General features: G+C 67.7%; 18 protein-coding genes. 7 read left to right on the plus strand and 11 right to left on the minus strand.

What is annotated here, in order from left to right; genetic code table 11:
- Positions 1–200 precede the first annotated feature (200 nt).
- A complete protein-coding gene (locus jaqu_RS12870; RefSeq protein WP_043919404.1) occupies positions 201–1,112 on the plus strand; it encodes an MBL fold metallo-hydrolase in 912 nt (303 codons plus the stop codon).
- Positions 1,113–1,281: 169 nt separating this feature from the next.
- Here jaqu_RS12870 and jaqu_RS12875 read toward each other — a convergent pair whose 3' ends face one another.
- From jaqu_RS12875 to jaqu_RS12895, 5 genes are all read right to left on the minus strand, one after another.
- A complete protein-coding gene (locus tag jaqu_RS12875; RefSeq protein ID WP_043919405.1) occupies positions 1,282–1,713 on the minus strand; it encodes a DUF1801 domain-containing protein in 432 nt (143 codons plus the stop codon).
- A gap of 116 nt (positions 1,714–1,829) precedes the next feature.
- On the minus strand, positions 1,830–2,306 hold the full coding sequence (locus jaqu_RS12880) for a YHS domain-containing (seleno)protein (protein WP_043919406.1): 477 nt from the start codon (positions 2,304–2,306) through the stop codon (positions 1,830–1,832).
- Between the two features lie 80 nt (positions 2,307–2,386).
- Positions 2,387–5,617, minus strand: coding sequence for a valine--tRNA ligase (locus tag jaqu_RS12885; protein ID WP_236687853.1), 3,231 nt, complete (start codon positions 5,615–5,617; stop codon positions 2,387–2,389).
- Between the two features lie 131 nt (positions 5,618–5,748).
- Positions 5,749–6,501: a hypothetical protein gene (locus jaqu_RS12890; RefSeq protein WP_043919407.1), complete on the minus strand. Its 753-nt coding sequence runs from the start codon at positions 6,499–6,501 to the stop codon at positions 5,749–5,751.
- Complete coding sequence (locus jaqu_RS12895) at positions 6,498–6,932, minus strand: ABA4-like family protein (protein WP_043919408.1); 435 nt, start codon at positions 6,930–6,932, stop codon at positions 6,498–6,500. Before jaqu_RS12895 ends, jaqu_RS12890 begins: the two co-directional genes overlap by 4 nt.
- Positions 6,933–7,041: 109 nt before the next feature.
- Here jaqu_RS12895 and jaqu_RS12900 point away from each other — a divergent pair, with 109 nt between their 5' ends.
- Complete coding sequence (locus jaqu_RS12900; protein WP_052500950.1) at positions 7,042–7,668, plus strand: TetR/AcrR family transcriptional regulator; 627 nt, start codon at positions 7,042–7,044, stop codon at positions 7,666–7,668.
- Positions 7,669–7,708: 40 nt separating this feature from the next.
- A complete protein-coding gene (locus jaqu_RS12905; RefSeq protein WP_043919409.1) occupies positions 7,709–10,012 on the plus strand; it encodes a xanthine dehydrogenase family protein molybdopterin-binding subunit in 2,304 nt (767 codons plus the stop codon).
- A 298-nt stretch (positions 10,013–10,310) separates the two neighbouring features.
- On the opposite strand, the gene jaqu_RS12910 is transcribed toward jaqu_RS12905, so the two are convergent.
- The 3 genes from jaqu_RS12910 to jaqu_RS12920 are packed head-to-tail and all read right to left on the minus strand — an operon-like array spanning position 10,311 to position 13,905.
- A complete protein-coding gene (locus jaqu_RS12910) occupies positions 10,311–11,345 on the minus strand; it encodes a substrate-binding domain-containing protein (RefSeq protein WP_043919410.1) in 1,035 nt (344 codons plus the stop codon).
- Positions 11,346–11,364: 19 nt separating this feature from the next.
- Positions 11,365–12,396 (minus strand): ABC transporter permease, encoded by a 1,032-nt coding sequence (locus tag jaqu_RS12915; protein ID WP_043919411.1) that lies wholly within the window; start codon positions 12,394–12,396, stop codon positions 11,365–11,367.
- Positions 12,397–12,426: 30 nt separating this feature from the next.
- Positions 12,427–13,905, minus strand: a complete 1,479-nt coding sequence (locus jaqu_RS12920) for a sugar ABC transporter ATP-binding protein (protein WP_043919412.1) — start codon at positions 13,903–13,905, stop codon at positions 12,427–12,429.
- Between the two features lie 115 nt (positions 13,906–14,020).
- On the opposite strand from jaqu_RS12920, the gene mtnK reads away from it, so the two are divergent.
- The 4 genes from mtnK to jaqu_RS12940 are packed head-to-tail and all read left to right on the plus strand — an operon-like array spanning position 14,021 to position 18,037.
- Complete coding sequence (gene mtnK, locus jaqu_RS12925) at positions 14,021–15,343, plus strand: S-methyl-5-thioribose kinase (protein ID WP_052500951.1); 1,323 nt, start codon at positions 14,021–14,023, stop codon at positions 15,341–15,343.
- Entirely contained in the window at positions 15,340–16,434 is a 1,095-nt protein-coding gene (gene mtnA / locus jaqu_RS12930; RefSeq protein ID WP_043919413.1) for an S-methyl-5-thioribose-1-phosphate isomerase, read from the plus strand. Before mtnK ends, mtnA begins: the two co-directional genes overlap by 4 nt.
- Positions 16,431–17,090: a class II aldolase/adducin family protein gene (locus tag jaqu_RS12935; RefSeq protein ID WP_043919414.1), complete on the plus strand. Its 660-nt coding sequence runs from the start codon at positions 16,431–16,433 to the stop codon at positions 17,088–17,090. The genes mtnA and jaqu_RS12935 overlap by 4 nt, the downstream gene beginning before the upstream one ends.
- Entirely contained in the window at positions 17,087–18,037 is a 951-nt protein-coding gene (locus tag jaqu_RS12940; RefSeq protein ID WP_043919415.1) for a sugar-binding transcriptional regulator, read from the plus strand. The genes jaqu_RS12935 and jaqu_RS12940 overlap by 4 nt, the downstream gene beginning before the upstream one ends.
- A 283-nt stretch (positions 18,038–18,320) precedes the next feature.
- On the opposite strand, the gene jaqu_RS12945 is transcribed toward jaqu_RS12940, so the two are convergent.
- From jaqu_RS12945 to jaqu_RS12955, 3 genes are read right to left on the minus strand one after another with little or no spacing between them, the layout of a single operon-like run.
- On the minus strand, positions 18,321–20,246 hold the full coding sequence (locus tag jaqu_RS12945; protein WP_043919416.1) for a hypothetical protein: 1,926 nt from the start codon (positions 20,244–20,246) through the stop codon (positions 18,321–18,323).
- Between the two features lie 11 nt (positions 20,247–20,257).
- Complete coding sequence (locus tag jaqu_RS12950; protein WP_084629820.1) at positions 20,258–21,250, minus strand: ABC transporter permease; 993 nt, start codon at positions 21,248–21,250, stop codon at positions 20,258–20,260.
- Positions 21,247–23,160: a sugar ABC transporter ATP-binding protein gene (locus jaqu_RS12955; RefSeq protein ID WP_052500952.1), complete on the minus strand. Its 1,914-nt coding sequence runs from the start codon at positions 23,158–23,160 to the stop codon at positions 21,247–21,249. Before jaqu_RS12955 ends, jaqu_RS12950 begins: the two co-directional genes overlap by 4 nt.
- Positions 23,161–23,230: the final 70 nt, after the last annotated feature.

Genomic DNA, 23,230 nt, shown 5'->3' on the forward strand with positions numbered 1-23,230 from the left:
GGGCATCGAGCCCCGTCCGACCCGGGCCTCCGGCGGGGATATTTCCGAAGCAGAGAAACGGTGGCCCGTCGCAGAACGGATGCATCGGCGGCCGTTGATCCACAGCAGGAGGCGGCGCGCCTCTCTTGCGATCCTCGCTGGACGATCTGGGCGGTGCGGAACGGCGCGCTATCTTCGGTTCACGAGTTGGAGGAGCTTCCATGAAACTATCCCGCCGCGCCGCCCTCGGCGCAACTGCCGCGCTTCCCGCCGCATCCCTTTTGCCAGCCACGGCCTCGGCCGACGCCCATTCCGGTCCGCCGCCCCAGTTCCGCACCTTCATGCTGGGCGACATGGAGGTGACCGTGCTGTTGGCCGGGCAGGCCAACCGAGAAGGCGATATGCAGGAGACGTTCGGCATGAACGTCGACGCGGAAACCTTCGCACAGGCCAGCCGGGACGCCTTCATCCCGACGGATCAGGCGGTCTTCTTCTTCCAGCCGACGGTGGTCCGCACGGGCGGCGAGGTCGTCCTGTTCGATACCGGGCTGAACGTCGAGGGGATCACTGGAGTTCTGGGCGCTGCTGGGTTCGCGCCAGAGGACGTCACCCAGCTTGTCATCACCCACATGCATCCCGACCATATCGGCGGGCTGTCCGAAGGCGGAACGCCCACCTTCGCCAATGCGCGCCACATCACCGGCGAGACCGAGATGAGCGCCTGGCAGGCCAATCCCAACGATCCGTTCACGGAGAAGGTCGCCCCGCTGGCCGACCAGTTCGAGCTGATCGCGCCGGGCGCCGAGATCGTCTCGGGGATCACCGCCGTGGACATGTTCGGTCATACGCCGGGCCATATGGGCTATCGCATGTCTTCGGGCGACGCGCAGGCGATGCTCTGCGCCGACATGACCAACCACTATGTCTGGTCGCTGGCCCATCCCGACTGGGAGGTCCGGTTCGACATGGACAAGGAAGCCGCCGCCGCGACCCGCCGCCGCGTCCTGGGCGAGATCGCCACGGACCGCATCCCGATGATCGGCTACCACATGCCGCATCCGGCCGTCGGCTATGTCGAGACGGCGGGGGACGGGTTCCGTTGGGTGCCGGAGAGCTATCAGTTGATGCTCTGAGTGGGGGCCGCTGAGGCGGCTTCTTCCCAAGCGCGTGGGACCGGACCGCATTCGCGGTCCGGTCGCTGCGGTCCAGTGGCATCCGTCCGACGCGGCGGTCAAACGGCCCGTCCGACACGATGGTGCAGGGGGCGGGAGGATGCCGGGCGCTCTGGTCGTTGCGGGCGGTTCAGGTCGGATCGACGCGCCAATGCGAACGGAGATCCCGCAGACCGGCTTGGATCAGGTCACGGAGAGCCGCTTCGTCGATCCGGTCGAGCGATGAAATATTCAGACAGGCCTTGCCCTCCCGATGAGGTCCGAGCCGCTGGAGGATCGGACCGCAATCGGCATAGCCCGGCAGGATGTAGACACTGAGCCCACGCGCGCGTGGCGCGAAGCCCGTGGCGAAGCACGTGCCGGATCTTCCGGACTCGTAGATGTAGTCGTAGCTGCCATAGCCGATCATCGCGCTGCCCCACAGGCGCGGGGCGAAGCCCGTGACATCCCGGAAGACCGCGTCGAGCCGCGCACATTCCGCGTCGCGCGGCGGAGGTTGCGCCGCGAGAAACGCGGTCGCCTCCGCCTCCGGGGCGGGGTTCTGCGGCCGGCGCGCTGTCATGCGGAAAGCCTAGCACGAACCGGCCGAGGCGTCCTGCCGCCCGATCCGCGGGGTCCGGAGCGGCCGGGCGGGAGGGGCCATATGGACGGATCGTCAAGAGACGTGGGGCAAGCGGCCTAGAGGTCGGCGGTGATCACCGGCCACGCTTCGTCCGCGGCCTCGATGAAGCCGGCGCGGTCGGTGTCCCACGTCTCCTGAACGCTGTCGTTGAAGTTCAGGTAGAGCTTTCCGTCCACGATCGCCCAGTTCTCTGGCTGGGTGGAGAAAAGCTCGGACTTCGCGGCGACCGCCCAGGCGCAGAAGCCGCCATATTGCGGGGCATAGGCCAGCGGGTCGGCGGCGAAGGCGTCCCGGTTCTCGGCGCTTGCGAAATGCCATGTCGCACCCGCCCAGTCGTGGCTGTATTCGGCCGAGCCCGTCATGGGCGCGCCGTCGTTGAAATAGGCCACCGGATCGGTGCCTCGGATCGCGACCCCGTCTTCGGCGAAGACGCGGGCGGGCGGCAGCGTGCGCGGGATCAGGGCGTAGGCGCCGGCGGCGGCCGCGACGGTGACGGCACCTGCGCCGATGAGCAGATTGCGACGGGTTGGCATGGATCTCTCCGGGTCATGGGGTTGACCGGAACCTAGCCGACCGGGGCGGACGTTTCAGCCCGCCCCACGGCGATGTGAGATCAGGTGAGTTCCCGCACGGTGCGGAGAGCGTCGCGGACGGCCTGGGCCTCGGCCTCACGGGCGGCGAGGTTCGCCTTGGTCTCCTCCACGACTTCGGGCGGGGCGGAGGCGGCGAATTTCGGGTTGTTCGCGCGTCCCGCCAGGCCCTTGATCTCTTTTTCCAGCTTGCCCAGCTGCTTGGTCAGGCGCGCCTCTTCGGCGGCGGGTTCGATCAGACCCTCAAGAGGCAGGGCGTAGCGCGCGGTGCCGACTGTGACGGCGGCGCTGCCCTTGGGGGCCTCGCCCGCGTCGGCGACGCCCTCGATCCGCGCGAGCCGCTGGATCAGCGCGCTGTTCGACGCGTAGGCGGCCTTGCCCGCCTCGTCATCCAGTCGCAGGACCGGGATGGTCTGGCCTGCGGGAACGTTCATCTGGGCGCGGGCGGAGCGGATCGCCTCGATGAAGGCGATGACCCAGCGCATCTCGGCTTCCGCCTGTTCGTCGACGATCTCTGGCGTCAGTCCGTCCGGCCAGTCGCCGTGGACGAGGGGCGTGTCGCGCTTGGCCGTCAGTGCCCAGAGCTCTTCGGTGATGAAGGGCATGAAGGGGTGCAGCAGGACCATGCAGCGGTCGAGAACCCAGCCCATCGTGGCGCGCGTCTCTTCGGCGGCCTCGCCATCCATGAGCGGCTTGGCGAACTCGACATACCAGTCGCAGACGACGTTCCAGACGAAGCGGTAGAGCGTCTGTGCGGCCTCGTCGAATCGGTAGGCGGCAAGCGCGGCGTCGACGTCTTCGCGGACGCGCGCGGTTTCGCCGACGATCCAGCGGTTGACCGTGGCGCGGGGGTCCGGGCGCGGGCCGCCGAAGGTCGCGTCGTTCATCTGGGCGAAGCGGACCGCGTTCCAGAGCTTGGTGCCGAAGTTGCGGTAGCCCTTGATGCGGTCCTCGCTGAGCTTCAGGTCGCGGCCCATGGCGGCCATGGAGGCGAGTGTGAAGCGGACGGCGTCGGCGCCGTAGACGTCGATCAGGTCGAGCGGGTCGAGGACGTTGCCCAGCGACTTCGACATCTTCTGGCCCTTGGCGTCGCGGACGAGGGCGTGGACGTAGACGTCGCGGAAGGGGACCTTCTCGGCGAGCGGGGCGTCCTTTGGCAGCACGGCGGTCTGCATCATCATCATCCGGGCGACCCAGAAGAAGAGGATGTCGAAGCCGGTGATGAGGGTGGAGGTCGGGAAATACTTCCGCACCTCCTCTGTGTCCTCGGGCCAGCCGAGCGTGCCCAGCGGCCAGAGGCCGGAGGAGAACCACGTGTCGAGGACGTCGGGGTCTCGTTCAATTGAGATTCTACGAGCAGGTCGGTCTTCAACCCGATAGTACTTAACCGAGAAGCCATGGTTCGAGCCGATAACGCTCTTCGCGTACACTTTCTCGAGCCCGTGCCGTTCGGCCATTTCGTTGTAGCCGTCTAGGTCGTCCTGCTCTTCTTCCTGTGCTTCGTCCCACTGCCTCTCGAAAACTTCGATATGAAGCCCTGGGAAAGCCTTCTCGTAGAACCGCTGCGCTTCCTGCAATGCAATGTGCGGTTCGGATGCGCAGAAGAACTCGTAATCCGCAGGGCTAGGCATCTGTTCTGCATCAAACTTAGGCCCATACCAAACCGGAATACGGTGCCCCCACCAGAGCCGGCGCGAGATGCACCAGGGCTCGATGTTGCGGAGCCAGTGGAAATAGACCTTCTTGTCGGCTTCCGGGAGGATGCGGGTCGTGCCGTTCTCGACCGCCTCGATGGCGGGGCCGACGATCTTGTCGGTGTCGACGAACCACTGGTCGGTCAGCATGGGCTCGATGACGACTTTCGAGCGGTCGCCATGGGGCTGCATGATCGCCTTTGGCCCGACCAGCGGGACGAGTTGGTCTTCTTCCGTGCGGGGCTCGCCGCCTTCCTCGGGGGCGAGCGGGGCTTCGCCGGTCGCGTCCTTGCCCGCCGACGCGGCGCCCTTGCCCAGTCGGGGGTCGGTCGCGGGGACCATGACGGCCAGGCCCTCTGCGGTGATTTCCTCCACGACCTTGGCGCGGGCGTCGAACCGGTCGAGGCCGCGCAGATGGTCGGGGACGAGGTTGATCGCGTCGGTCTCCGCCTCGGTGAGCGTGCGCTTGCCCTGCGCGACCTCCATCGCGATGGCGGCGGCTTCGGCATAGGGCGCGCCATCGGCGCGCATGGCCGCCTTGGTGTCCATCAGCCGGTAGCAGGGGATGCCGCCGCGCTGCGCGACGCCGTAGTCATTGAAGTCGTGCGCGCCGGTGATCTTGACCGCGCCGGAGCCGAAATCGGGGTCCGGATACTCGTCGGTGATGATCGGGATCAGGCGGCGATGCTCCTTCGGTCCGACAGGGATTTCGCAAAGTTTCCCGACGATTGGCGCGTAACGTTCATCCGATGGATGAACCGCGACGGCGCCGTCGCCCAGCATCGTCTCGGGGCGCGTGGTGGCGATCGAGATGTAGTCGCGCGTCTCGCGGAAAAGCTCGTTTCCGTCCTCGTCCCGCTCGACATACTCGTAGGTGGCGCCGCCCGCGAGCGGGTACTTGAAGTGCCACATATGGCCCGGCGTCTCGATGTTCTCGACTTCCAGATCGGAGATGGCAGTCTCGAATTTCGGGTCCCAATTGACCAGGCGCTTGCCGCGATAGATCAGGCCCTTTTCGTACATCTCGACGAAGACCTTGATGACCGCGTCGTGGAAATTCTGCCCCCCGCCGATGGACTGATCCGGGTCTCCGGGCGCGCCGCCCATGGTGAAGGCCTCGCGATCCCAGTCGCAGCTTGCCCCGAGGCGCTGAAGCTGACCGATGATCGTGCCGCGCGATGCGTGCTTCTGCTGCCAGACGAGTTCGAGGAAATCCTCGCGGCTCATGTCGGTGCGGCGGCGGTTGGTCTTGGCCAGTTCACGCTCGACGACCATCTGCGTGGCGATACCGGCATGGTCGGTGCCCGGCTGCCAGAGCGTGTCGTGGCCCCGCATCCGGTGCCAGCGGACGAGGATGTCCTGCAGCGTGTTGTTGAAGGCGTGCCCCATATGGAGCGAGCCGGTGACGTTGGGCGGCGGGATGAGGATGGAGAACGTCTCGGCCCCCGGTTTGGCGTTCGCGCCGGCGGCGAAGCACTTGTTCTCCAGCCACATCTCGGTGATGCGCTTCTCGGCCTCGGCGGCGTCGAAGGTCTTGTCCATGCTCGTCTCGGCGATCATCGGGGCGCTCCGTCTCGGTCGGGCGCCCGGATAGCGGGAGAGGCGGGCGAGGGAAAGCCTGCTGCTGGCAGTCTGCGATGCGCGTGGCGCTCATGTCGGCGCGCCGGGGTCCGGCGCGCCGTGGCTGCGCCCTAGATCCAGCCCATCCCGTAGGCGGCGGCGGCGAGCGTCAGGGCCGACCAGCCCAGCGTCAGGGCGAGGCCGGTCCGGTAGGAAAGCGTGCCGAACTGCACCAGCGCGAGGGCCGCGAGCGGGATGGCCTGCATCGCATGCGTCGCCATGAAATGCGCGGGCCGCAGGTCGCCGGGGGCGAGCGTCCAGCCCAGAAGCGGCAGTCCCGCCCCCTCGACCGGAGCGAAGGACAGCGCCATGCCCACCGGGATCGTCAGCGCCGCGGTCGCGATGAAGGCCCAGCCGGTCGCGCGCTCGACCTCGGACCAGCCGTGGCGCAGGAGGGGCCAGCCGAAGGCTGCCGCCGAAAGCGCCAGCAGCACCGCGATCGGGCCCATGGCCGTCTCGTAGAGGGTCTGCAACCATGGCACGGTCACGTTGTAATGCGACCGGGTGCCGAGTGCGGCTGCGCTGGCGATCCAGACCATCTCGGCCGTAGCGGTCGCGATGGCGATCCCCGTCCAGACGCGCAGCCAGCGGCCCTCGCGGATGGGCGCGGGCAGGGCGCGGATGCCCCAGTGGAGCGTGGCGAGGAAGAGCGCCAGCGCGGCAGCGAACTTGAGCGGTTTGAGCCAGATCCGCTCTCCGTCGAGCGGGCGGGGGTCGAAGGCGATCAGCACGAGGCAGGCGAGCGCGACGAGGGCGAGGATTGCGGCCGCGCGCATCAGGAGCGCCGGACGGCGGTCGGGCATGTCGAGGGGCAGGGCGGTCATGCGGGTGTCTCCTTGCGGATGAGGGTGAGCGCCGTACGGAGCGCGAGATAGGACAGCAGGCCCACGGGGCCGAGCATCAGCGTGAGGTAGAGGCAGGGCAGGATCGCCAGATGCGGCACCCCGCTGCGGCGCGCGTCGCGGGTGATCCAGCCACCGACGGCGAGGTCGAAGGCGAGGAAGTGGATCCAACCCACGGTCGTCGCGCCCCGGTCGGTGAAGAGCAGCATCACGTTGTCCAGGCTGTCGAATCCGCCCGGCGCGCCGGGCAGCCAGAGTGCCGCGCCCAGTGCGTAGAGGACGTAGAGGGCGAGCGGGATCGCATAGGCGCCGAGCGGCAGGGGCCAGCGCCATGCCAGAGGCGAGACGGCCAGCACTACCCAGCCCGACAGGGCCAGCGGCGAGGCGAGCGAGAAGAGGAAATCTGGGGTCATCGGCGCTCCGATAGCTTGTCTTGACAGTGACAAGACCGAGGATGGGGCATATCCTGACAGTGTCAAGAAAAGATTTTGACGCTGTCAGGATTGCGCGGTATGAGGCGCCATGGACGGATCGAAACCCTATCATCATGGCGACTTGCGCGCGGCGCTTCTGGACGCTGCCGAAGCGGAACTGGCAGAGAGCGGCGTCGAGGGGTTCTCGCTGCGCAAGGTCGCGCGGCGCGCGGGTGTGAGCCATGCCGCGCCGGCGCATCATTTCGGTGACGCGAACGGTTTGCTGACCGCCTTGGCGGCGCAGGGTTTCGAAAGGCTGGTTGCGATGAGCGAAGCCGCGGACGATCCGCGGGCCGGCGCCAGAACCCGCGCCCTGATCTACGGCGGCGCCTACGTGGCCTTCGCGGTGGAGCATACGGCGCTCTTCCGATTGTGCTTTTCGTCCGGGCGGCCGGATTACCGCGACCCGGCTCTTCGCATCGCCGCGGATGCCGCCTTCGAGCGTCTGGCCGGGTTCGTCGCCGAACTCGATGGGCGACCGACCGAATGGAACGCGGAAGGGCTGCGGCATAGCTACGCGGTCTGGGCGGTGACGCACGGCCTCGCGGATCTGCTGTCTTCGGGCAAGATGCACCATTTGTCCGACCTCCCGCCGGAGGCGCGCGACCGGATGGTCGCGGATCTGATCGCGACCTCGCTGGATGCGGGCAGTGGACACGGACCCGCCGACGACTAAGGTCCGCTCCGACAAGATACGTTCGTCCCCGGAGAGACCCATGAACGCTCCTCGCGAGAAATTTGGCCTGAGCCAGTCCAACAAGCGGATCGAGGATCTGCGGCTCGTGACAGGCACCGGCCGCTATGTGGACGATACCGCGCCCGAAGGCGCATTGCACGCCTATGTCCTGCGATCTTCGGTGGCGCATGGCACGATCACAAAGCTGGACGTCGACGAAGCGCGGCGGATTCCGGGCGTCGCGCTGGTGCTGACATCCGGCGATCTGGGAGACCTGGACGCGACGCTTGGGACGACGCCGGCCACATCCCCGGCCGACGGGCGCAAGGGCACGACACCCGAGCGGCCTCTTCTTGCGAAGGAGCGCGTGCGCTTCGTTGGCGAGCCGGTCGCGCTGGTCGTCGCCGAGACGCGCGCGCAGGCGACCGATGCCGCAGAGGCGATCTGGCTGGACGTGGACGACCTGCCGGTCAAGCTGTCGGTCGAACCGGGGGGTGACCCTGTCCATGAGGAATCGCCGGACAACGTGGCCTATGTCTGGGAGAAGGGCGACGAGGCGCGGGTGGATGCCGCGCTCGAGGCCGCCGCGCACAGGGTCGAACTGACCGTCGATGACAATCGCATCATTTGCGCCTCCCTCGAGCCGCGTGGCGCCTGGGCCGCGATCGAGGACGGGCGCCTGCATGTCTGCGTGAACGGGCAGGGCGTCTGGGGCACCAAGGGCAGCCTCGCCCGCATCCTGAAGATGGACAAGGCCGACATCCGCGTGACCAACCCGGATGTCGGCGGCGGGTTCGGGATGAAGGCGATGGACTATCCGGAGACGTTCCTTGTCGCCCATGCCGCCCGGACGCTGAACCAGCCCGTGCGCTGGATGGCCGAACGGGGCGAGTCGATGCTGTCGGACAATGGCGGCCGCGACCTGATCTGTGCCGCGACGCTGGGCTTCGATGCGGATCACCGCCTGGTCGCCTACAAGTGCGAGAACTGGGCGAATATGGGCGCCTACAATTCCGGCTACGCCCAGAACATCCAGTCGGAGCTCTTCGCCAAGGTCTTGCCCGGGGTCTACGATGTGCAGGACGTCTTCATGCGCTCGACGGGGATCTACACCAACACCACGCAGGTGGATGCCTATCGCGGCGCCGGCCGACCGGAGGCGATCTACGTGTTGGAGCGCGCGATGGACTACGCCGCGCACGAACTGGGCGTCGACCGCTTTGCCCTGCGGCGCAAATCGTTCATCGCGCCCGACAAGTTCCCCTACGAGACCGCCACGGGCGAAACCTACGATGTCGGTGACTTCGCCCGCGTGCTGGACCGTGCGATGGTCGAGGCGGATGTGGACGGCTTTGCCGCGCGCCGCGCCGAAAGCGAGGCGCGGGGCAAACTGCGCGGGCTGGGGGTCTGCTACTACATTGAGTCCATCCTCGGCGATCCGTCCGAGGGCGCCGCGATCGAGTTCACCGAGGACGGGCGAGTGACGCTCTATGTCGGGACGCAGTCGAACGGGCAGGGGCACGAGACCGTCTATCGCCAGTTCCTCGCGACCGATCTGGGGCTCGACCCCGAGCTGATCGACGTCGTGCAGGGCGACAGCGACCGCATCGCCAAGGGCGGCGGCACAGGAGGCTCCCGTTCGGTGACGACGCAGGGCTCTGCGAACCGGGCGATGGCGCAGAAGGTGGTGGCCGACTACTCGGCCTTTCTGGCCGATCATCTGGACGTCGAGGACGTCTCCTTTGAGGAGGGCACGTTCCGGCCCAAAGGGTCGAACCGGACGCTGACCCTGATCGAGGCGGCGGAGGAGGCGCGCAAGGCGGGCCGCGCCGATCTCTTGAAGATCGAGGAGCGGGCCACCTTGCCGGGCCGCAGCTATCCGAACGGCTGTCATCTCTGCGAGGTGGAGATCGACCGCGAGACCGGCCATCTGGAAGTCGTCCGCTACACGGTGGTGGACGATTTCGGCAACCTGATGAACCCGATGCTGGCCGAGGGGCAGGTCCATGGCGGGGTCGCCCAGGGGATCGGGCAGGCCACGACGGAGCATGTGGTCTACGACGAGACAGGGCAACTCCTGACGGCGAGCTTCATGGATTACGGGATGCCGCGCGCCTACGGGTTGCCGATGATCGCGTTCCATTCCGAGCCGGTGCCGTCGACGGCGAACGTGCTTGGCATGAAGGGCTGCGGCGAGGCGGGCACGGTCGGCGCGATGGCGGCCGTCGGCAACGCGGCGCTGGACGCGCTATGGGGTCTGGGCCTGCGCCGCGTGGACATGCCATTCACCCCCCAGCGCGTGTGGTCCCTGCTGCAAGAGGGGCAGGCGATCGCGGCGCAATAGGGCCGTGTGATCGGGGCGGCCTAGCTGGGCTAGGCCATGACCGGCGTCTCGGGCGGACGGCACCTTATCCCGGCCTCTCAGATCGGAACGCGCCCCTTTCATGTGGGGCGGGTCCCGTTGGAGACGCCGGGAACTGGAGGTCTGACGCCTTTTCAGAGGCCTGGATTGAATTCACGAGAGTATGGAGGCCGATCCCCTGATCGGCGCTCCTCTTTCGTCTTTGTGCTATCGGACAACCTGTCGATTGACCCCGAGGTGGCGGCTGCGATCGCGCATGTCGCAGCCACCAATCGCGCTTTCACCGTTCCGGCAGTGTCATCCAGTCGGTCATGGCGACGTCGGCATGGGCGAAAGTGGGAAGCTGCGCGGCAAGCTCCTCCATGTTGCCGATATCGTTCTCGTTGAGGAATTCCTGCGTGATCAGGGCGGGCGGGATGACGACCTGACGACCCGGATCCTCGCCCGCCATCAGCATCGCCAGCGCGCGGACCGAGACCTCTCCGACGACGGCCGGGTTGGTCGCCGCCGAGGCGGCCCACGGGCTGCCGGGCTCTCGCATGGCGTTGATGTTGGCAGTCGACATGTCGGCCGAGTAGATCTTCAGATCCTGAGCCATGCCCGCCTCGTTGGCGGCGATGACGACGCCCTTGGCGAACTCGTCATAGGGCGCGAAGACGACCTCGATCATCGGATTGGCCCGGAGTACCGCGCTGGCCTGATCTGCGACCGAGTTGGCGATGGGGTTGTCGAGTGTGCCCCACGAGGCGACTTCCTCGATGCCCGGATAGCGCTCCTTGAACTCGCGCCACGTCTCGTCGCGGCGGTCGAGCGGCGCGATGCCCGCGACGTAAACGTATCCCGCCTGAAAGCTTTCGCCGTTGTCGGCGATCGCCTGCTCCAGGGCGAGGCGGGCGAGGTCGCGGTCGGACTGCTCGATCTGCGGCACGGCCTCGTTCTCGACATTCACGTCGAAGGCGACGACGGGGATCCCCGCATCCACGGCGCGCTGCACGGCGGGGACCATGCTCTCGGTCAGACCGTGCTGGACGACGATGCCATCCACACCGAGCCCGATCGCCTGGTCCATCATGTCGGATTGCAGGGCGGCGTCCTGGCGGCTGTCGAAGACGCGCAGTTCTATGCCGAGCGCGTCGGCCTGGCGCTGGACGCCGGACAAGTAGGCCTGGAAGAAATCGCCGGTGGACAGGTAGCGGACCAGGGCGATGGTCGGCGTCTCCGTACCGTCGAAGGGCGGCGGGGCGTCCTGTCCGGCGGCGGGCAGTGCGAGCGTGGCGGCCGTCGCCGCCAGCAGGATGCGTCGAGTGAGCGTCATGGGTTCCTCCCTGTCATGACTAGCATTTCCGGACTGACAGCCCGAAGGTGAACATCAGCGCCGCGACCAGCACCGCGCCCTTGATGGCGTCCTGAGTGTAGTAGGGGGCATTCATCATGGTCAGCCCGTTCAGCAGCAGCCCGACGAAGAGCGCGCCGATGGCGGTGCCGATTGCATTGGGCTTGCCCGCGCCGAAGACGGCGAAGCCGATCAGCGCGGCCGCGACCGCGTCCAGCAAAAGCGAGTTGCCCGACGAGACGTCGCCCCGTCCCACGCGCGCGGCCAGCAGAATGCCCCCGATGGAGGCGCAGACGCCGGAGATCATGTAGGCCGCGATCTTGTACCGTTCGACATTGGCACCGGCGAGGCGCGCCGCTTGCGGGTTCGACCCGATGGCGTACATGACGCGGCCCCAGCGGGTGAAGGTCAGGAAGATGGTGATCGCCACGGCGAGCGCCAGCATCACGAGGACCGAGATCGGCACGGTGTCCCAGACCCGGTATCGCCCGAGCGCAAGGAACTCGGCGGTGAAGCGGCCTTCGGCCGTGGTGCCGTCGGGCAGGGACATGCCGGTCGCGATGGACCGCCCTGCCGTTGGGATCAGCTGCAGACCCAGCAGCAGGAACATCGTGCCCAGCGTCGCCAGCAGATCCGGCACCCGCAGCTTCACGATCAAGAGCCCGTTCACCATGCCCACCGCGAGGCCCAGTGCCAGACAGGCCGCGATAGCCATGAGCGTGCCGCCCTCCCAGACGACCATCACGTAGGAGGCGGCCATCAGGGCAGAGGCGGCGACCGAGCCGATGCTGAGGTCGAAACCGCCCACCACAAGCGTACAGGTCACGCCAAGCGCGAGGATCGCAACAATGCTGACCGACTGGAGGACGATCACCAAGTTGCGCACTGACAGAAAGGCCGGCTCCGCGCTGGCGAAGTAAGCGATCATCGCAACGAGCAGGACGATCAGCCCCCACCGCACGGCCAGCGCGCGAAGGTCCGCCTTCGGCTTCGCGGCCCCGGTGCGGGATGGGCTGGTAGCGGTGTCGGACATAGGGAGCTCCGGTCGGGTCGGGGAAAGGCGTCAGGCGGCGGAGGACATCTGCTGGACGATGGCTGCGCGGCTCAGGTCTCCGATGGAGTGCTCGCCCACGACCGCGCCGTGCGACAGGACGATTATTCGGTCCGCGACCTCCAGCGCCTCGTCGAGATCCGCGCAGAGGATCAGCGTGGCCCGCCCTCCGGCGGTCGCGCGCAGGGCGTGACCGATGTCGCGGCGGGCGGCGATGTCGACGCCCTGGAACGGCTCGTCCAGCATGAGGAGGCGACAGGGCGCGGTCAGCCAGCGGGCAAGCACCACCTTTTGCTGGTTCCCGCCCGAGAGCGCCGCGATCGGGTCGTCCGGGCCTTGGGCGACGATCCCGAGCCCTTCGATGGCCTCTGCGGCGCGCGCCCGTTCCCGCCCGCGGCGCACGAGGCCCAGCCCCGAGAAGGCGCCGAGAAATGGCAGCGTCACGTTCCGCGAGAGATCGAAGTCCGGCACGATCGAGCCGCCGCTGCGGTCCTCGGCGGCCATGAACACGCCACGTCCGACCGCATCGGACGGGTGCACGGGTGCGTAGGGCGCGCCGTCCAGCGTCAGCCGCCCGCCGGTCGCGCGGCGCTGGCCATAGAGCGTCTCGGCCAATTCGGTCTTGCCCGCGCCGACCAGCCCGACGATCGCCGTCACCTCGCCTTCATGGAGCGTCAGGTTCAGAGGCGCGGTCCCGCGCAGGACCGGAAGGCCCTCGATCCGCAGCACCGGGTCGCCCGCGGGCACCCGCGCATGCGCCGCGTCGTCGAGCGCCATGCCCAGCATCGCGCGCACGGCCGCATCGTAGTCGAGCGGGACCACGAAATCACCTGTGATCCGACCGTCGCGCAAGGTGACGATCCGGTCCGCCAGTCGCCGGATATCGCCCATGCGATGCGAGATGTAGAGGATCGGCACGCCTTGATCGCGCAGCCCTTCGATCACGGTGAAGAGCCGCTCGGCTTCGGTGTCCGAAAGGGCCGAAGTCGGCTCGTCCAGGATCAGCAGCTTCGGGTCGTGGGCCAGCGCGCGGGCGATGGCGACCATCTGGCGGTCGGCGGGGGGCAGGTCCCCCAGTTCCGCCGTCAGAGATACGTCGAGGCCAATCCGATCCAGCATCGCCTGCGCCGCGTCCCGGTGTGCGGCGCGGCGGAAGAATGGCGCGCCGCCCGCGCAGAGGCGGTCGATCATCAGGTTCTCGAGCACGTCCATCGTCAGGACAACGTTCTCGTTAATGATCTGATGGACGACGACGACCCCGGCGCGCAGCGCGTCCGACGGCGAGGTCGGCGCGAAGGTTCTTCCGTCCAGCCGCATCGACCCCGCCGTCGCGGTGTGCACGCCCGCGATGATCCGCACCAGCGTCGACTTGCCCGCACCGTTCGCCCCCATGAAGGCGGTCACCGATCCCGGGACCAGCGCCAGGTCGATCCCACGCAGCACCTCGGACGGCCCGAACCGCTTGGTGATGGCCTTCAACTCCAGGCTCATGATGTCCTCCCCGGCGAACCATCAGGCCGCCCGACGATGAGGTTGCATCTCGTTTTGTCATATGTCAACAAGCTATGAAAAATGTCAGAAGCGATCCGGGGGGCGGCAGAAACGCATGAACCAGCACGCCGAAAGGACGGCCGTCCAGGTCAGGCAGGGCGCCGTCGCGCCTCCGAACTTCGACGCCTACATCCCTCTCGACACCGACACGGTGGCCGACCGGCTGTCGGCATATTCGGCAGTCGCGGGGCAACTCGGGGGGGCACCCGCAGACTGGCGGGTGCGCGAGGTCGGGGATGGCAATCTGAATTTCGTCTACATCGTCGAGGGTCCCGAAGGTTCGGTCTGCGCCAAGCAGGCCCTTCCCTATGTCCGCCTCGTCGGGGAAAGCTGGCCGCTTCCACTGTCGCGTGCCTTCTACGAGCATGCCGCCCTCATCCGGCAGGCCGAAGATGCGGGGCAGGATGCCGTGCCCGAAGTCCATATCCATGATGGACCGCAGGCTCTGACGGTCATGGAGAATCTTGCGGGGCATGTGATCTGGCGCGGCGCCCTGATCGAGCGGCAACGGCACGACACCGCCGCCATCGTCCTCGGTCGCTTCTGCGCCGACACCCTGTTCCGATCGTCGGACCTCGCGCTCGACCCTGCGCTCAAGAAGCGGGAGGTTGCGCTGTTCTCCGGAAACGACGCACTCTGCCGCATCAGCGAGGATCTGATCTTCACCGACCCGTATCACGACCACGAGATGAATGCAGTCACGCCGGGCACCGAGGACGCCGTGGCCGAGATGCGCGCCGACACCGTTTGGCGGGTGGCGATCCAGGAGTGGAAATGGGCCTTCATGACACGGTCGGAGTCCATGCTGCATGGCGACCTGCATTCCGGCTCCGTGATGGTGACGCCGCCGGGCGGAGGCGAACGGGTTCGCGTCATTGATCCCGAGTTCGCCTTCTACGGGCCGATGGGGTTCGACCTCGGCGCGGTGCTGGCGAACCTCTGGCTCAACGCCGGTGCACAGCCCGGCTGGGGCGAGGGGTGGCAAGACCAGCAGAATTGGGTGCTGGACCAGGGCGGCCGTTTCTGGGACGCCTTCGCAGCTCGCTTCACGGACCTCTGGCGCACGGAACGGCGGGGCGAGGCGATGGTTGACCGCGTGCTGCGCGACGCGGACGAGGCAGCGCTGGAGGCGATGCTCGCGCGGATCCAAAACGATGCGCTTGGCTTCGCAGGTGCCAAGATGGCGCGACGGATCGTCGGGCTCGCCGGAGTGGCCGACCTGCGGACGATCCCCGAGATGGACGCCCGGGCCGCCTGCGAGATACGCGCCTTGCGCCTCGTGGGGCATCTGGTGAAGGAGGCGGCGGCGATCGGTTCGGTCGCAGCCGCAACGGACATGGCGCGCGATCTGCTGCGCCCGCGAGGAGCTGCGACATGAAGGTTAAGGGAATTCCCACCCGCACGATCTGGCCGCTGCGTGCCGACGGAGCGGTCGGCATCATAGACCAGACCCGCCTCCCGCACCGCTACGAGACGGTCGAACTGCGTACGCTCGAGGACGCCGCACGCGCCATCGCCGACATGCTGGTCCGCGGTGCGCCGCTGATCGGGGCGACGGCGGCCTACGGCATGGCCTTGGCGATCCGGGACGATGCCTCCAAAGCGCGGCTGTCGGAGGCTTACAAGGTGCTGCACGCAACCCGACCCACGGCGATCAATCTCCGCTGGGCGCTCGACGAGATGATGGGGGTGTTGAAGCCCCTGCCGGAAGGCGACCGAGAGGACGCCGCGTGGGCCCGTGCCGCCGCGATCTGCGACGAGGATGTGGAAATCTGCCGCATGATCGGCGTCCATGGCATGGACTTGATCCGCGAGATCGCCGAGCGGAAGGATGGACCGGTCAACGTGCTGACCCACTGCAACGCCGGCTGGCTCGCCACGGTCGACTGGGGCACCGCGACCTCGCCGGTCTATCACGCCCACGACGAGGGCCTGGACGTCCACGTCTGGGTCGACGAGACCCGCCCCCGCAGCCAGGGCGCGGCGTTGACCTCTTGGGAACTCCTGAACCACGGCGTGCCACACCACCTCGTCACCGACAATTCCGGCGGCCTCCTGATGATGCGCGGCATGGTCGACCTCGTGATTGTGGGCACCGATCGCACGACCGCTTCGGGCGACGTCTGCAACAAGATCGGCACCTACCTGAAGGCGCTGGCCGCGAAGGATAACGACGTGCCCTTCTACGTCGCGTTGCCCTCGCCCACGATAGACTTCCGGCTCGATGACGGCATCGACATCCCCATCGAGGAGCGAAGCCCAGACGAGGTGAGATGGGTGCCGGGGCTGACCCGCGACGGCGACATTTCCGAAGTGCTGATCTGCCCCGAAGGCACGCCTGCCGCCAATCACGCCTTCGACGTCACGCCAGCGCGGCTGGTGACGGGGCTGATCACGGAGAAGGGCGTCGTCGAGGCCGACAAGTCCGCCATCGCCAGGCTCTTCCCGGAACGGGTCGCCGCCGAATGAGCGACGACGACCCCCGCGCCGCGATACTGGCGGCTTGCCGCGCCATGAACGCGAGCGGGCTGAACCAGGGCACGTCGGGCAACGTCTCGGTGCGCGACGGCGCGGGAATGATCATTACCCCCTCGGGCGTACCCTACGATGAGACGACGCCCGAGATGATCGTCCCGGTCGATGCCGAAGGACGGCCCTCGGGACCACTCAAGCCTTCCTCCGAATGGCGGATGCATCTCGAAATCTACCGCGCACATCCCGAGGCGGGAGCGGTGGTTCACGTCCATTCGCCCTATGCCACTGCGCTCTCCTGTCACCGCCGGGGGATCGGGGCATTCCACTACATGGTCGCAGTCGCGGGCGGCACCGATATCCGCTGTGCGGACTACGCGACCTTCGGGACGCAGGCCCTGTCCGAGGCGATGCTCGCGGCGCTTGAGGGGCGCCGTGCCTGCCTTCTGGCAAACCACGGTCAGATCGCTTTCGGTCCAACGCTCGACAAGGCATTGTGGCTTGCGGGTGAGGTCGAGACGCTGGCCCGGCAGTACATCCTGGCCGCCGCGCTCGGTGAGCCCGCCAAGCTCGACGAAGCCCAGATGGCCGAGGTCTTGGATGCCTTCGTCGAGTACGGGCGCCAGCCTGACCGCGAGTCAGGGACGGCGTGAGCGATCTCGCCGCTTCCCTGCCGGGCGCCGCGGCGCGCGCGGCCTATCTTTACCACGTCGAAGATCTCAGTCAGGCGGAGGTTGCGGCGAAACTCGGCGTCTCGCGAGCCACCGTCCACAATCTGCTGCGCGAGGCGCGCGAGACCGGTCTGGTGCGGGTCACGCTTGATCCGGATCTCCTGTCCCGCGCCGAGGCCGCCCAGAATCTTACCGCGCGATACGACCTTCAAAGCGCAGTCGTATTCCCGGGCGACAATGAAGAGGCCGCCCTCAAGGCCGCAGCCGGAATGCTGGAGGGGCTCGTGCCGCATGGTGCCCGCCTCGGGGTCGCCTGGGGCGAGACCGTCTATCGGCTCGCCCAACATCTGCCGCCAGCCAGGAGGGGTGACCTGACCGTCGTGCAGGTCGTGGGGTCCATGGCCTCGCCGCACGGCTTCAACGCCGAGGACTGTTCCAGCCTGATCGCGCAGCGGTTCGGCACGACCTGTGTCAACTTGCACGCCCCCGCGGTGCTCTCGAACCCTGCCCTTGTCGCCGCGCTGGAAGCGGAGCCCATCATCGCACGTCAGCTCGACGCGCTTCGAGGGTGTGATGCGGTCCTCTTCGCGGTGGGCCTCGCGGACAAGGACAGCCACATCGTGCAGGCTGGCGTGGTCGATCCGGCGACGCTGGACGACTACGCGGCGCGCGGCGCCGTCGGTGTCGTGGCGGGCCGGTTCATCGATGCGGAGGGCCGGGAAATGCGGGGTTCGATGGATGGACGCCTGATCGGGATCGACCTTGCCGCGCTGCGCGCCGTCCCGCTCCGCATCGGCGTGGCCTTCGGTGCGCGACGTGCGGGTTCGTTGCAGGCGGCGTTGCGCAATGGCCTGGTCACGCATCTCCTCACCGATTCCGGAGCGGCAGGTCCTCTCCTCTCACGGTTCAGCGGCGCTGCGGCTGAATGACCATTGCAGCCGATCGTCCCGGAATGATCCGCGTGGATTGAATGCTGCCTCGCAAGGCGAGCGTTCGGGCACGCCCGCGCCGTCTCGGTGAACGGTTTCGGTGTCGGCTCCGGCCGCGTCACCAGAGGACATCCGGCTGAAATGCTGCAATCGCGTCCCACATTTGCAGGTCGGATCAAACGCATGCGAGCCATCACGACCGAGGGAGCCCGTGCGGTCGCTCTTGTTCGCGGGGTTCGGTAGTCCGTCCCCACCGTGGCCGTGGGCCGAGTCTCCTGCAGAGCTACGTGCGCAGGCGAAGGATGGCGTGCGCGTCCAGCGTGACGCGACCATCGAGCGGCTCCGCCGCGTCCAGGAAGGCCGGGTCGCTCCGGGCCGCCTCAAGCGATCCCGCGTCCAGGATCGCACCCGCCGCACCGTTCGGCAGCGCCACCTCAATCGGTTCGGGCCGACGGTTCGCGAGCCAGATCTCTGTTCCCCCTTCTTCGCGTGCGGCAAGTCCCGCGACCGGCCCGCTGGCCGGCAGGCCAAGATCGAGGAGCGTCGCGCCTTCGAGCCGTGCCAAGCCGCGCAAGACGTGAAAGACGGGAAAGAGTTGACCTGCTTCCCAGCCCGGTTGCGGGAAGTTGGCCGGAGCAGCGACCGCGCCGAAGGGTCCCGTACAGCCGCCCAGGGCGACGGCGCTTGCCCCTCCCGCTGCGAAGTCAGACGCATAGCCCAACGTCCAGGCGGCACCGAAGAGGCCGCGCTGGCGCGGATCATTCCAATTCATCGCCTGGCGAATGTTTTCGGGGTTGGCCTTTGCTGCCTCGCCATAGGGGTTGTCGCGCACGCCGATTGCGGACGGACCGACCGCCCACGGCGTCCCGCCCGCGATATCGCGGACGGAGGCGATGATTGCGCCGTGGGCTTCGCGGGTCTCCATGACCGAGCGGTCATCGCCCGCATGGACCATCGGCGAGGTCGTGAAGCTGACGAGGTCGAGCTTGCCATCTGGCGGATGCTTGCGGTTGAGCTCTGTGAAGTAGGAGAACATGCCCCCGCCGATCCGCGCCTTGGGGAAGGCGGCGCGGGCCGCGTCGTAGAGACCTGCGGCGTCTGGCGCGTCCGGCCAGACCGAGCCGGGCAGGGTGCATTTCAGGTCCGGGGCGGGCGATAGGAGGACGGTGCCGAAGGGCGCCCCCAGATCGGCGGCGAGATGACCCAGTGCGGCGACCTCCGCGCCGGCTGCGTCGTCGTTCGCCTCGGCAATCACGGCCTCCAACCATGGCGAAGCGCCGATGGCGCGGGCGATCCCGAGCATCGCCTCCAGCGTGGCGCGATCGTGGCCCGCGCGGGGATCATGGTGCAGCATCAGATAGGCCGGCCCGAGGGCGCGGAGGGCATCGGTTTGGGCGAGCGCGGTGTCCGCGTCCTCTGGGCGCAGGCCGAGGCCCAGAGGCGGCATCGGTCCAATCTCGGAGCCTGTCGCGATCTTGACGGCGCCACTCGCCGTCGTCGCAGCGCCTTGGCCCGAGACGGTCACGGTGACCGTCTGGTCGATCGTCTCGCCCGGCTCGATCCGGTATGGCCAGGGCAGGGCGAGGGGGCGGACATAGGTCTTGTAGGAGGCGTCGGTCCAGTTGCGCTGATCCTCCATCTCGTAGGTGTCACCTTCCATCAGCGTGCGGACCGTCAGGCCCCCCGGCGTGGTGTGGGTCAGAGCGCGAAGGTCCATCATCGGCTGGACCGGGTCGATGATGACGGGAAAGCGGCCCTCGACGGTGTCGCCGCCCGTATGCTCGATGGTGACGGGTTCGCCCGCGATGCCGTTGATCGGATGCAAGATGACAAAGCCGGTTCGGTTTGTCAGGAAGCCGGACGGGCTCTCGCCCCTTCCTTGAAAAGTCAGGGTTCCGTCGGGCCGGCCCTCGATCCGGGCATCGTAGGCGAAGCTGTCCTCGCCCTCGCGCGCCACGGCGGAATAGGTCACGCGGAAACCTGCCTCGTCCTCCTCGACTGACATATCCGAAATCTCGGGCGCGTAGGTGCCCCAATCCTTGTCGCGCACGATGAAGGAGACGGCGCGAAGCACCTCCTCCCCGTTCCAGCGGATGTAGCGCAGATTGCCGGCCTCCAGTTCGGCGGTCAGGTGGCCCGCCCGCAGGATGCGGGGGGCGGGGACGTCTTCCTCGGTTCCGAAGAGGGCGAGCGCGCGGGTCAGGGTCATGGGACTGGTCCTCAGGCGCGGGTCGAGCGCCAGTTGATGAGCCGCTCGGCGAGCAGCGCGATGATGATGATCGAGCCGATGGCAGTGCCCTGCCAGAAGGGCGACACACCCATCAGATTCAGCCCGTTGCGGATCATCACCATGATGAGCACGCCAAGCAGCGTTCCGATCAGAGAGCCGCGCCCGCCATAGAGGCTGGCCCCGCCGATCACGACGGCGGCGATGGCATCAAGCTCCAGGCCGTTGCCAGCCATCGGATCGGCGGACATGACCTGTGCGAGTGAAAACGTGACCGCCACCGCCGAGAGCGCGCCGGCCACGACGTAGGGCATGATCGAATAGAACATGGTCGACAGCCCCGCCGCACGCGCTGCCTCGAAGTTGGAGCCGATGGCGTAAATCGTGCGTCCGCCCTTGGTGTAGGTCAGGTAGGCCCAGGCAAGAATGTAGAGAGCCACGAGGAACAACACGTTCGCGGGAATGCCAAGGAAACTCGAGTAGACGATAGCGTCGAGGTCCGGCGGCAGCCCCGAGATCGAGCGCTGGCCCGAGAATATGAAGGACAGCGACCGCCCGATCGCCATGACGCCCAGCGTCACGACAAAAGGCGCTAGCCCGAACACTGCGACGAGCACCCCGGAGAAGAGCCCTATTGCTGCCCCCGCCAAGACGGTCAGCGGGATGGCAACCGGGATCGGCAAGCTCTGCAGCATGAGGGCGAGCAGGATGCCGGTCAGGCCGAAGACCGCGCCCACGGAGAGGTCGATGCCACCGGTCAGGATGACGAAGGTCATTCCGACCGCGACGATGCCGATCACGACCGATTGGTCGAGGATGTTGAAGATGTTGCGCTCGGTCAGGAAGAACGGGGAGGACAGCGACAGGACCACGGCCAGGAGTAGAGCAAGGCCAAGCATTCGGATTTCCAGCGAGCCCAGGATGGCGGTCAAGCGGCGCGGCGGGCGGGGTGCGTCGTCCTGCGCGGGGGCGGCGGCGTCGCTCATTCGGTCTCCTCCGGTCGGGTCAGGCTATGGACGCGCGCGGCCACGTCGGCCACGGGCGGCGGGTCCACGTCGCCGGGCAGGGTAAGGCCGATCCAGCCGAGGTCGTGGCCCCGGCGGTCGGTCATCTGGGTCAGGAGCGTCTGACGGGCGCCGTCGGCCTCGGGCGTGAAGGTCTCGGCGCGCACGGCCAGCGCCGCCGGGATTAGCGTCTCGTCGGCCCGTGCAGCCTCCCCGGGGGCGAGTTCCGTGCCGGGGCGCCCGCCCGCCGTGGCGAGGCAGATCAGCTCCTCGCCGTCGATCAGCGTCCAGAAGGCCGTTCCCCCGTGGCGTTGTACGAGGTCCTGAAGCAGCGCCTGATTGCGCGCCGTAGATGTGCGCGGAGCGGCGAGCAGGGTCAGTTTCTCTTCGGTCAAACGGCTTGCGGGAAGGTCCGCGATGGTCAGCCCGTCGGAGACGACGACCACGCGCTCGGCAAGGCCCAGAAGCTCCTCGAAGTCCGAAGAGATGACAATCACGGCAAGCCCCGCATCGGCCGCGTCCTGGAGGAGGCGGTAGATCGAGGAGCGCGTGCCGATATCGACTCCCTTGGTGGGCTCGTCGAGGATCAGGATGTCCGGCTCGGTTAGCAGCCAGCGGGCGATGATGATCTTCTGCTGCATCCCGCCCGAATAGTTGAGCAGGCTCGTGTCGAGCCGATCGGCGGGCAATCCCAGGTCGGCGATCAACGCGGCCATACGGTCGGCCCGACGATTGTAGCCGCGCCAGAAGCCGCGATGCTGGCCCATCAGCGCAATCAACATGTTCTCGCGGACCGACAGGTCGGGAACGATGTTCTGCGCGCGTCGATCCTCGGCGACGAATCCCATTCCGGCGCGTACGGCGTCGACCGGCTTGCGCAGCTTCGCGGGCTTGCCGCGCACGAGGATCTCACCGGCTTGGCGCGGGCGCAGGCCCCAGATCGCTTCGACCGCCTCGGAGCGGCCCGCGCCGACGAGGCCGCCGAGCCCGAGTATCTCGCCGCGCCGCACCGAGAAGCTGACGTCGCGCACATGGGGCAGGGCGCGCAGGCTCCGCACTTCAAGCACTGTCTCGCCCGCCTCGCGGGGGCGGCGCGCGGAGTAGATCGCGCCGATGTCCCGGCCAACCATATGCTCGATGATATCGCCTTGGGTGAGGCTGGATGTGGCGACGTCCTCGGCCACGCTTACGCCCTCGCGGATGATCGTAACCCGGTCCGTGATGGCGAAGACTTCCTCCAATCGGTGCGAAACGAAGGCAAGAGCCCGCCCCCCGTCGCGGAGCCGGGCCATTACGTCGAAGAGACGGTCGACCTCAGTCGCGGACAGCGACGCGGTCGGCTCGTCGAAGATGATCAGCCGCGCGTCAAGCGAGAGAGCCTTGGCGATCTCGACCAATTGCCGCTGTGCGGCGGACAGGGTGCGAACCTCCTTGTGCAGTGGGAGAATATGCTCGTGGCCCAGCCCGGCGAGGATCTCCCCCGCCCGCGCACGCATGGCCGAGTAGCTGAGCCGTCCCGGGGTGGCGAGCGAGGGCAGGAAGATGTTCTCCAGCACCGAGAGATCGGGAGCGAGCGAGGTTTCCTGGGCGACCAGCGCAATGCCCCGCCCAAGCGCGTCGCGCGTGGAGGCAAGGCGCAGAGCTTCGCCGTCGAACGCGATCTCGCCGCCCGAGGGTTGGATGTGGCCAGAGACGATACGAGAGAGAGTGGATTTGCCAGCGCCATTGGCGCCGAGCAGGCCGACCACCTCCCCTGGGCGTAGAATTAGGGACGCATCGCGAAGGGCCTGGGTTTTGCCGAAGCTTTTGGAGACGCCGGAGGCCATCAAGAGCGGCGTCGCCCGGGCGGCTTGACCCTGCGGTGAGGAGATCGCGTCTTTGGTGTCGAGCATGGACGGCTGGCTTCCGGGGCAGGCGGTTTGGCGGGGCCGGGGCGGTCGAGGCCGCCCCGGCCCATCTTAA

The sequence above is a fragment of the Jannaschia aquimarina genome (assembly GCF_000877395.1).
GTDB classification, from domain to species: domain Bacteria; phylum Pseudomonadota; class Alphaproteobacteria; order Rhodobacterales; family Rhodobacteraceae; genus Jannaschia; species Jannaschia aquimarina.

What these genes read in the sequence shown, in the direction of transcription:
- jaqu_RS12870 (WP_043919404.1), top strand. Translation starts at nt 201, where the DNA reads ATGAAACTATCCCGCCGCGCCGCCCTCGGCGCAACTGCCGCGCTTCCC.
- jaqu_RS12875 (WP_043919405.1), bottom strand. Translation starts at nt 1,713, where the DNA reads ATGACAGCGCGCCGGCCGCAGAACCCCGCCCCGGAGGCGGAGGCGACC.
- jaqu_RS12880 (WP_043919406.1), bottom strand. Translation starts at nt 2,306, where the DNA reads ATGCCAACCCGTCGCAATCTGCTCATCGGCGCAGGTGCCGTCACCGTC.
- jaqu_RS12885 (WP_236687853.1), bottom strand. Translation starts at nt 5,617, where the DNA reads ATGATCGCCGAGACGAGCATGGACAAGACCTTCGACGCCGCCGAGGCC.
- jaqu_RS12890 (WP_043919407.1), bottom strand. Translation starts at nt 6,501, where the DNA reads ATGACCGCCCTGCCCCTCGACATGCCCGACCGCCGTCCGGCGCTCCTG.
- jaqu_RS12895 (WP_043919408.1), bottom strand. Translation starts at nt 6,932, where the DNA reads ATGACCCCAGATTTCCTCTTCTCGCTCGCCTCGCCGCTGGCCCTGTCG.
- jaqu_RS12900 (WP_052500950.1), top strand. Translation starts at nt 7,042, where the DNA reads ATGGACGGATCGAAACCCTATCATCATGGCGACTTGCGCGCGGCGCTT.
- jaqu_RS12905 (WP_043919409.1), top strand. Translation starts at nt 7,709, where the DNA reads ATGAACGCTCCTCGCGAGAAATTTGGCCTGAGCCAGTCCAACAAGCGG.
- jaqu_RS12910 (WP_043919410.1), bottom strand. Translation starts at nt 11,345, where the DNA reads ATGACGCTCACTCGACGCATCCTGCTGGCGGCGACGGCCGCCACGCTC.
- jaqu_RS12915 (WP_043919411.1), bottom strand. Translation starts at nt 12,396, where the DNA reads ATGTCCGACACCGCTACCAGCCCATCCCGCACCGGGGCCGCGAAGCCG.
- jaqu_RS12920 (WP_043919412.1), bottom strand. Translation starts at nt 13,905, where the DNA reads ATGAGCCTGGAGTTGAAGGCCATCACCAAGCGGTTCGGGCCGTCCGAG.
- mtnK (WP_052500951.1), top strand. Translation starts at nt 14,021, where the DNA reads ATGAACCAGCACGCCGAAAGGACGGCCGTCCAGGTCAGGCAGGGCGCC.
- mtnA (WP_043919413.1), top strand. Translation starts at nt 15,340, where the DNA reads ATGAAGGTTAAGGGAATTCCCACCCGCACGATCTGGCCGCTGCGTGCC.
- jaqu_RS12935 (WP_043919414.1), top strand. Translation starts at nt 16,431, where the DNA reads ATGAGCGACGACGACCCCCGCGCCGCGATACTGGCGGCTTGCCGCGCC.
- jaqu_RS12945 (WP_043919416.1), bottom strand. Translation starts at nt 20,246, where the DNA reads ATGACCCTGACCCGCGCGCTCGCCCTCTTCGGAACCGAGGAAGACGTC.
- jaqu_RS12950 (WP_084629820.1), bottom strand. Translation starts at nt 21,250, where the DNA reads ATGAGCGACGCCGCCGCCCCCGCGCAGGACGACGCACCCCGCCCGCCG.
- jaqu_RS12955 (WP_052500952.1), bottom strand. Translation starts at nt 23,160, where the DNA reads ATGCTCGACACCAAAGACGCGATCTCCTCACCGCAGGGTCAAGCCGCC.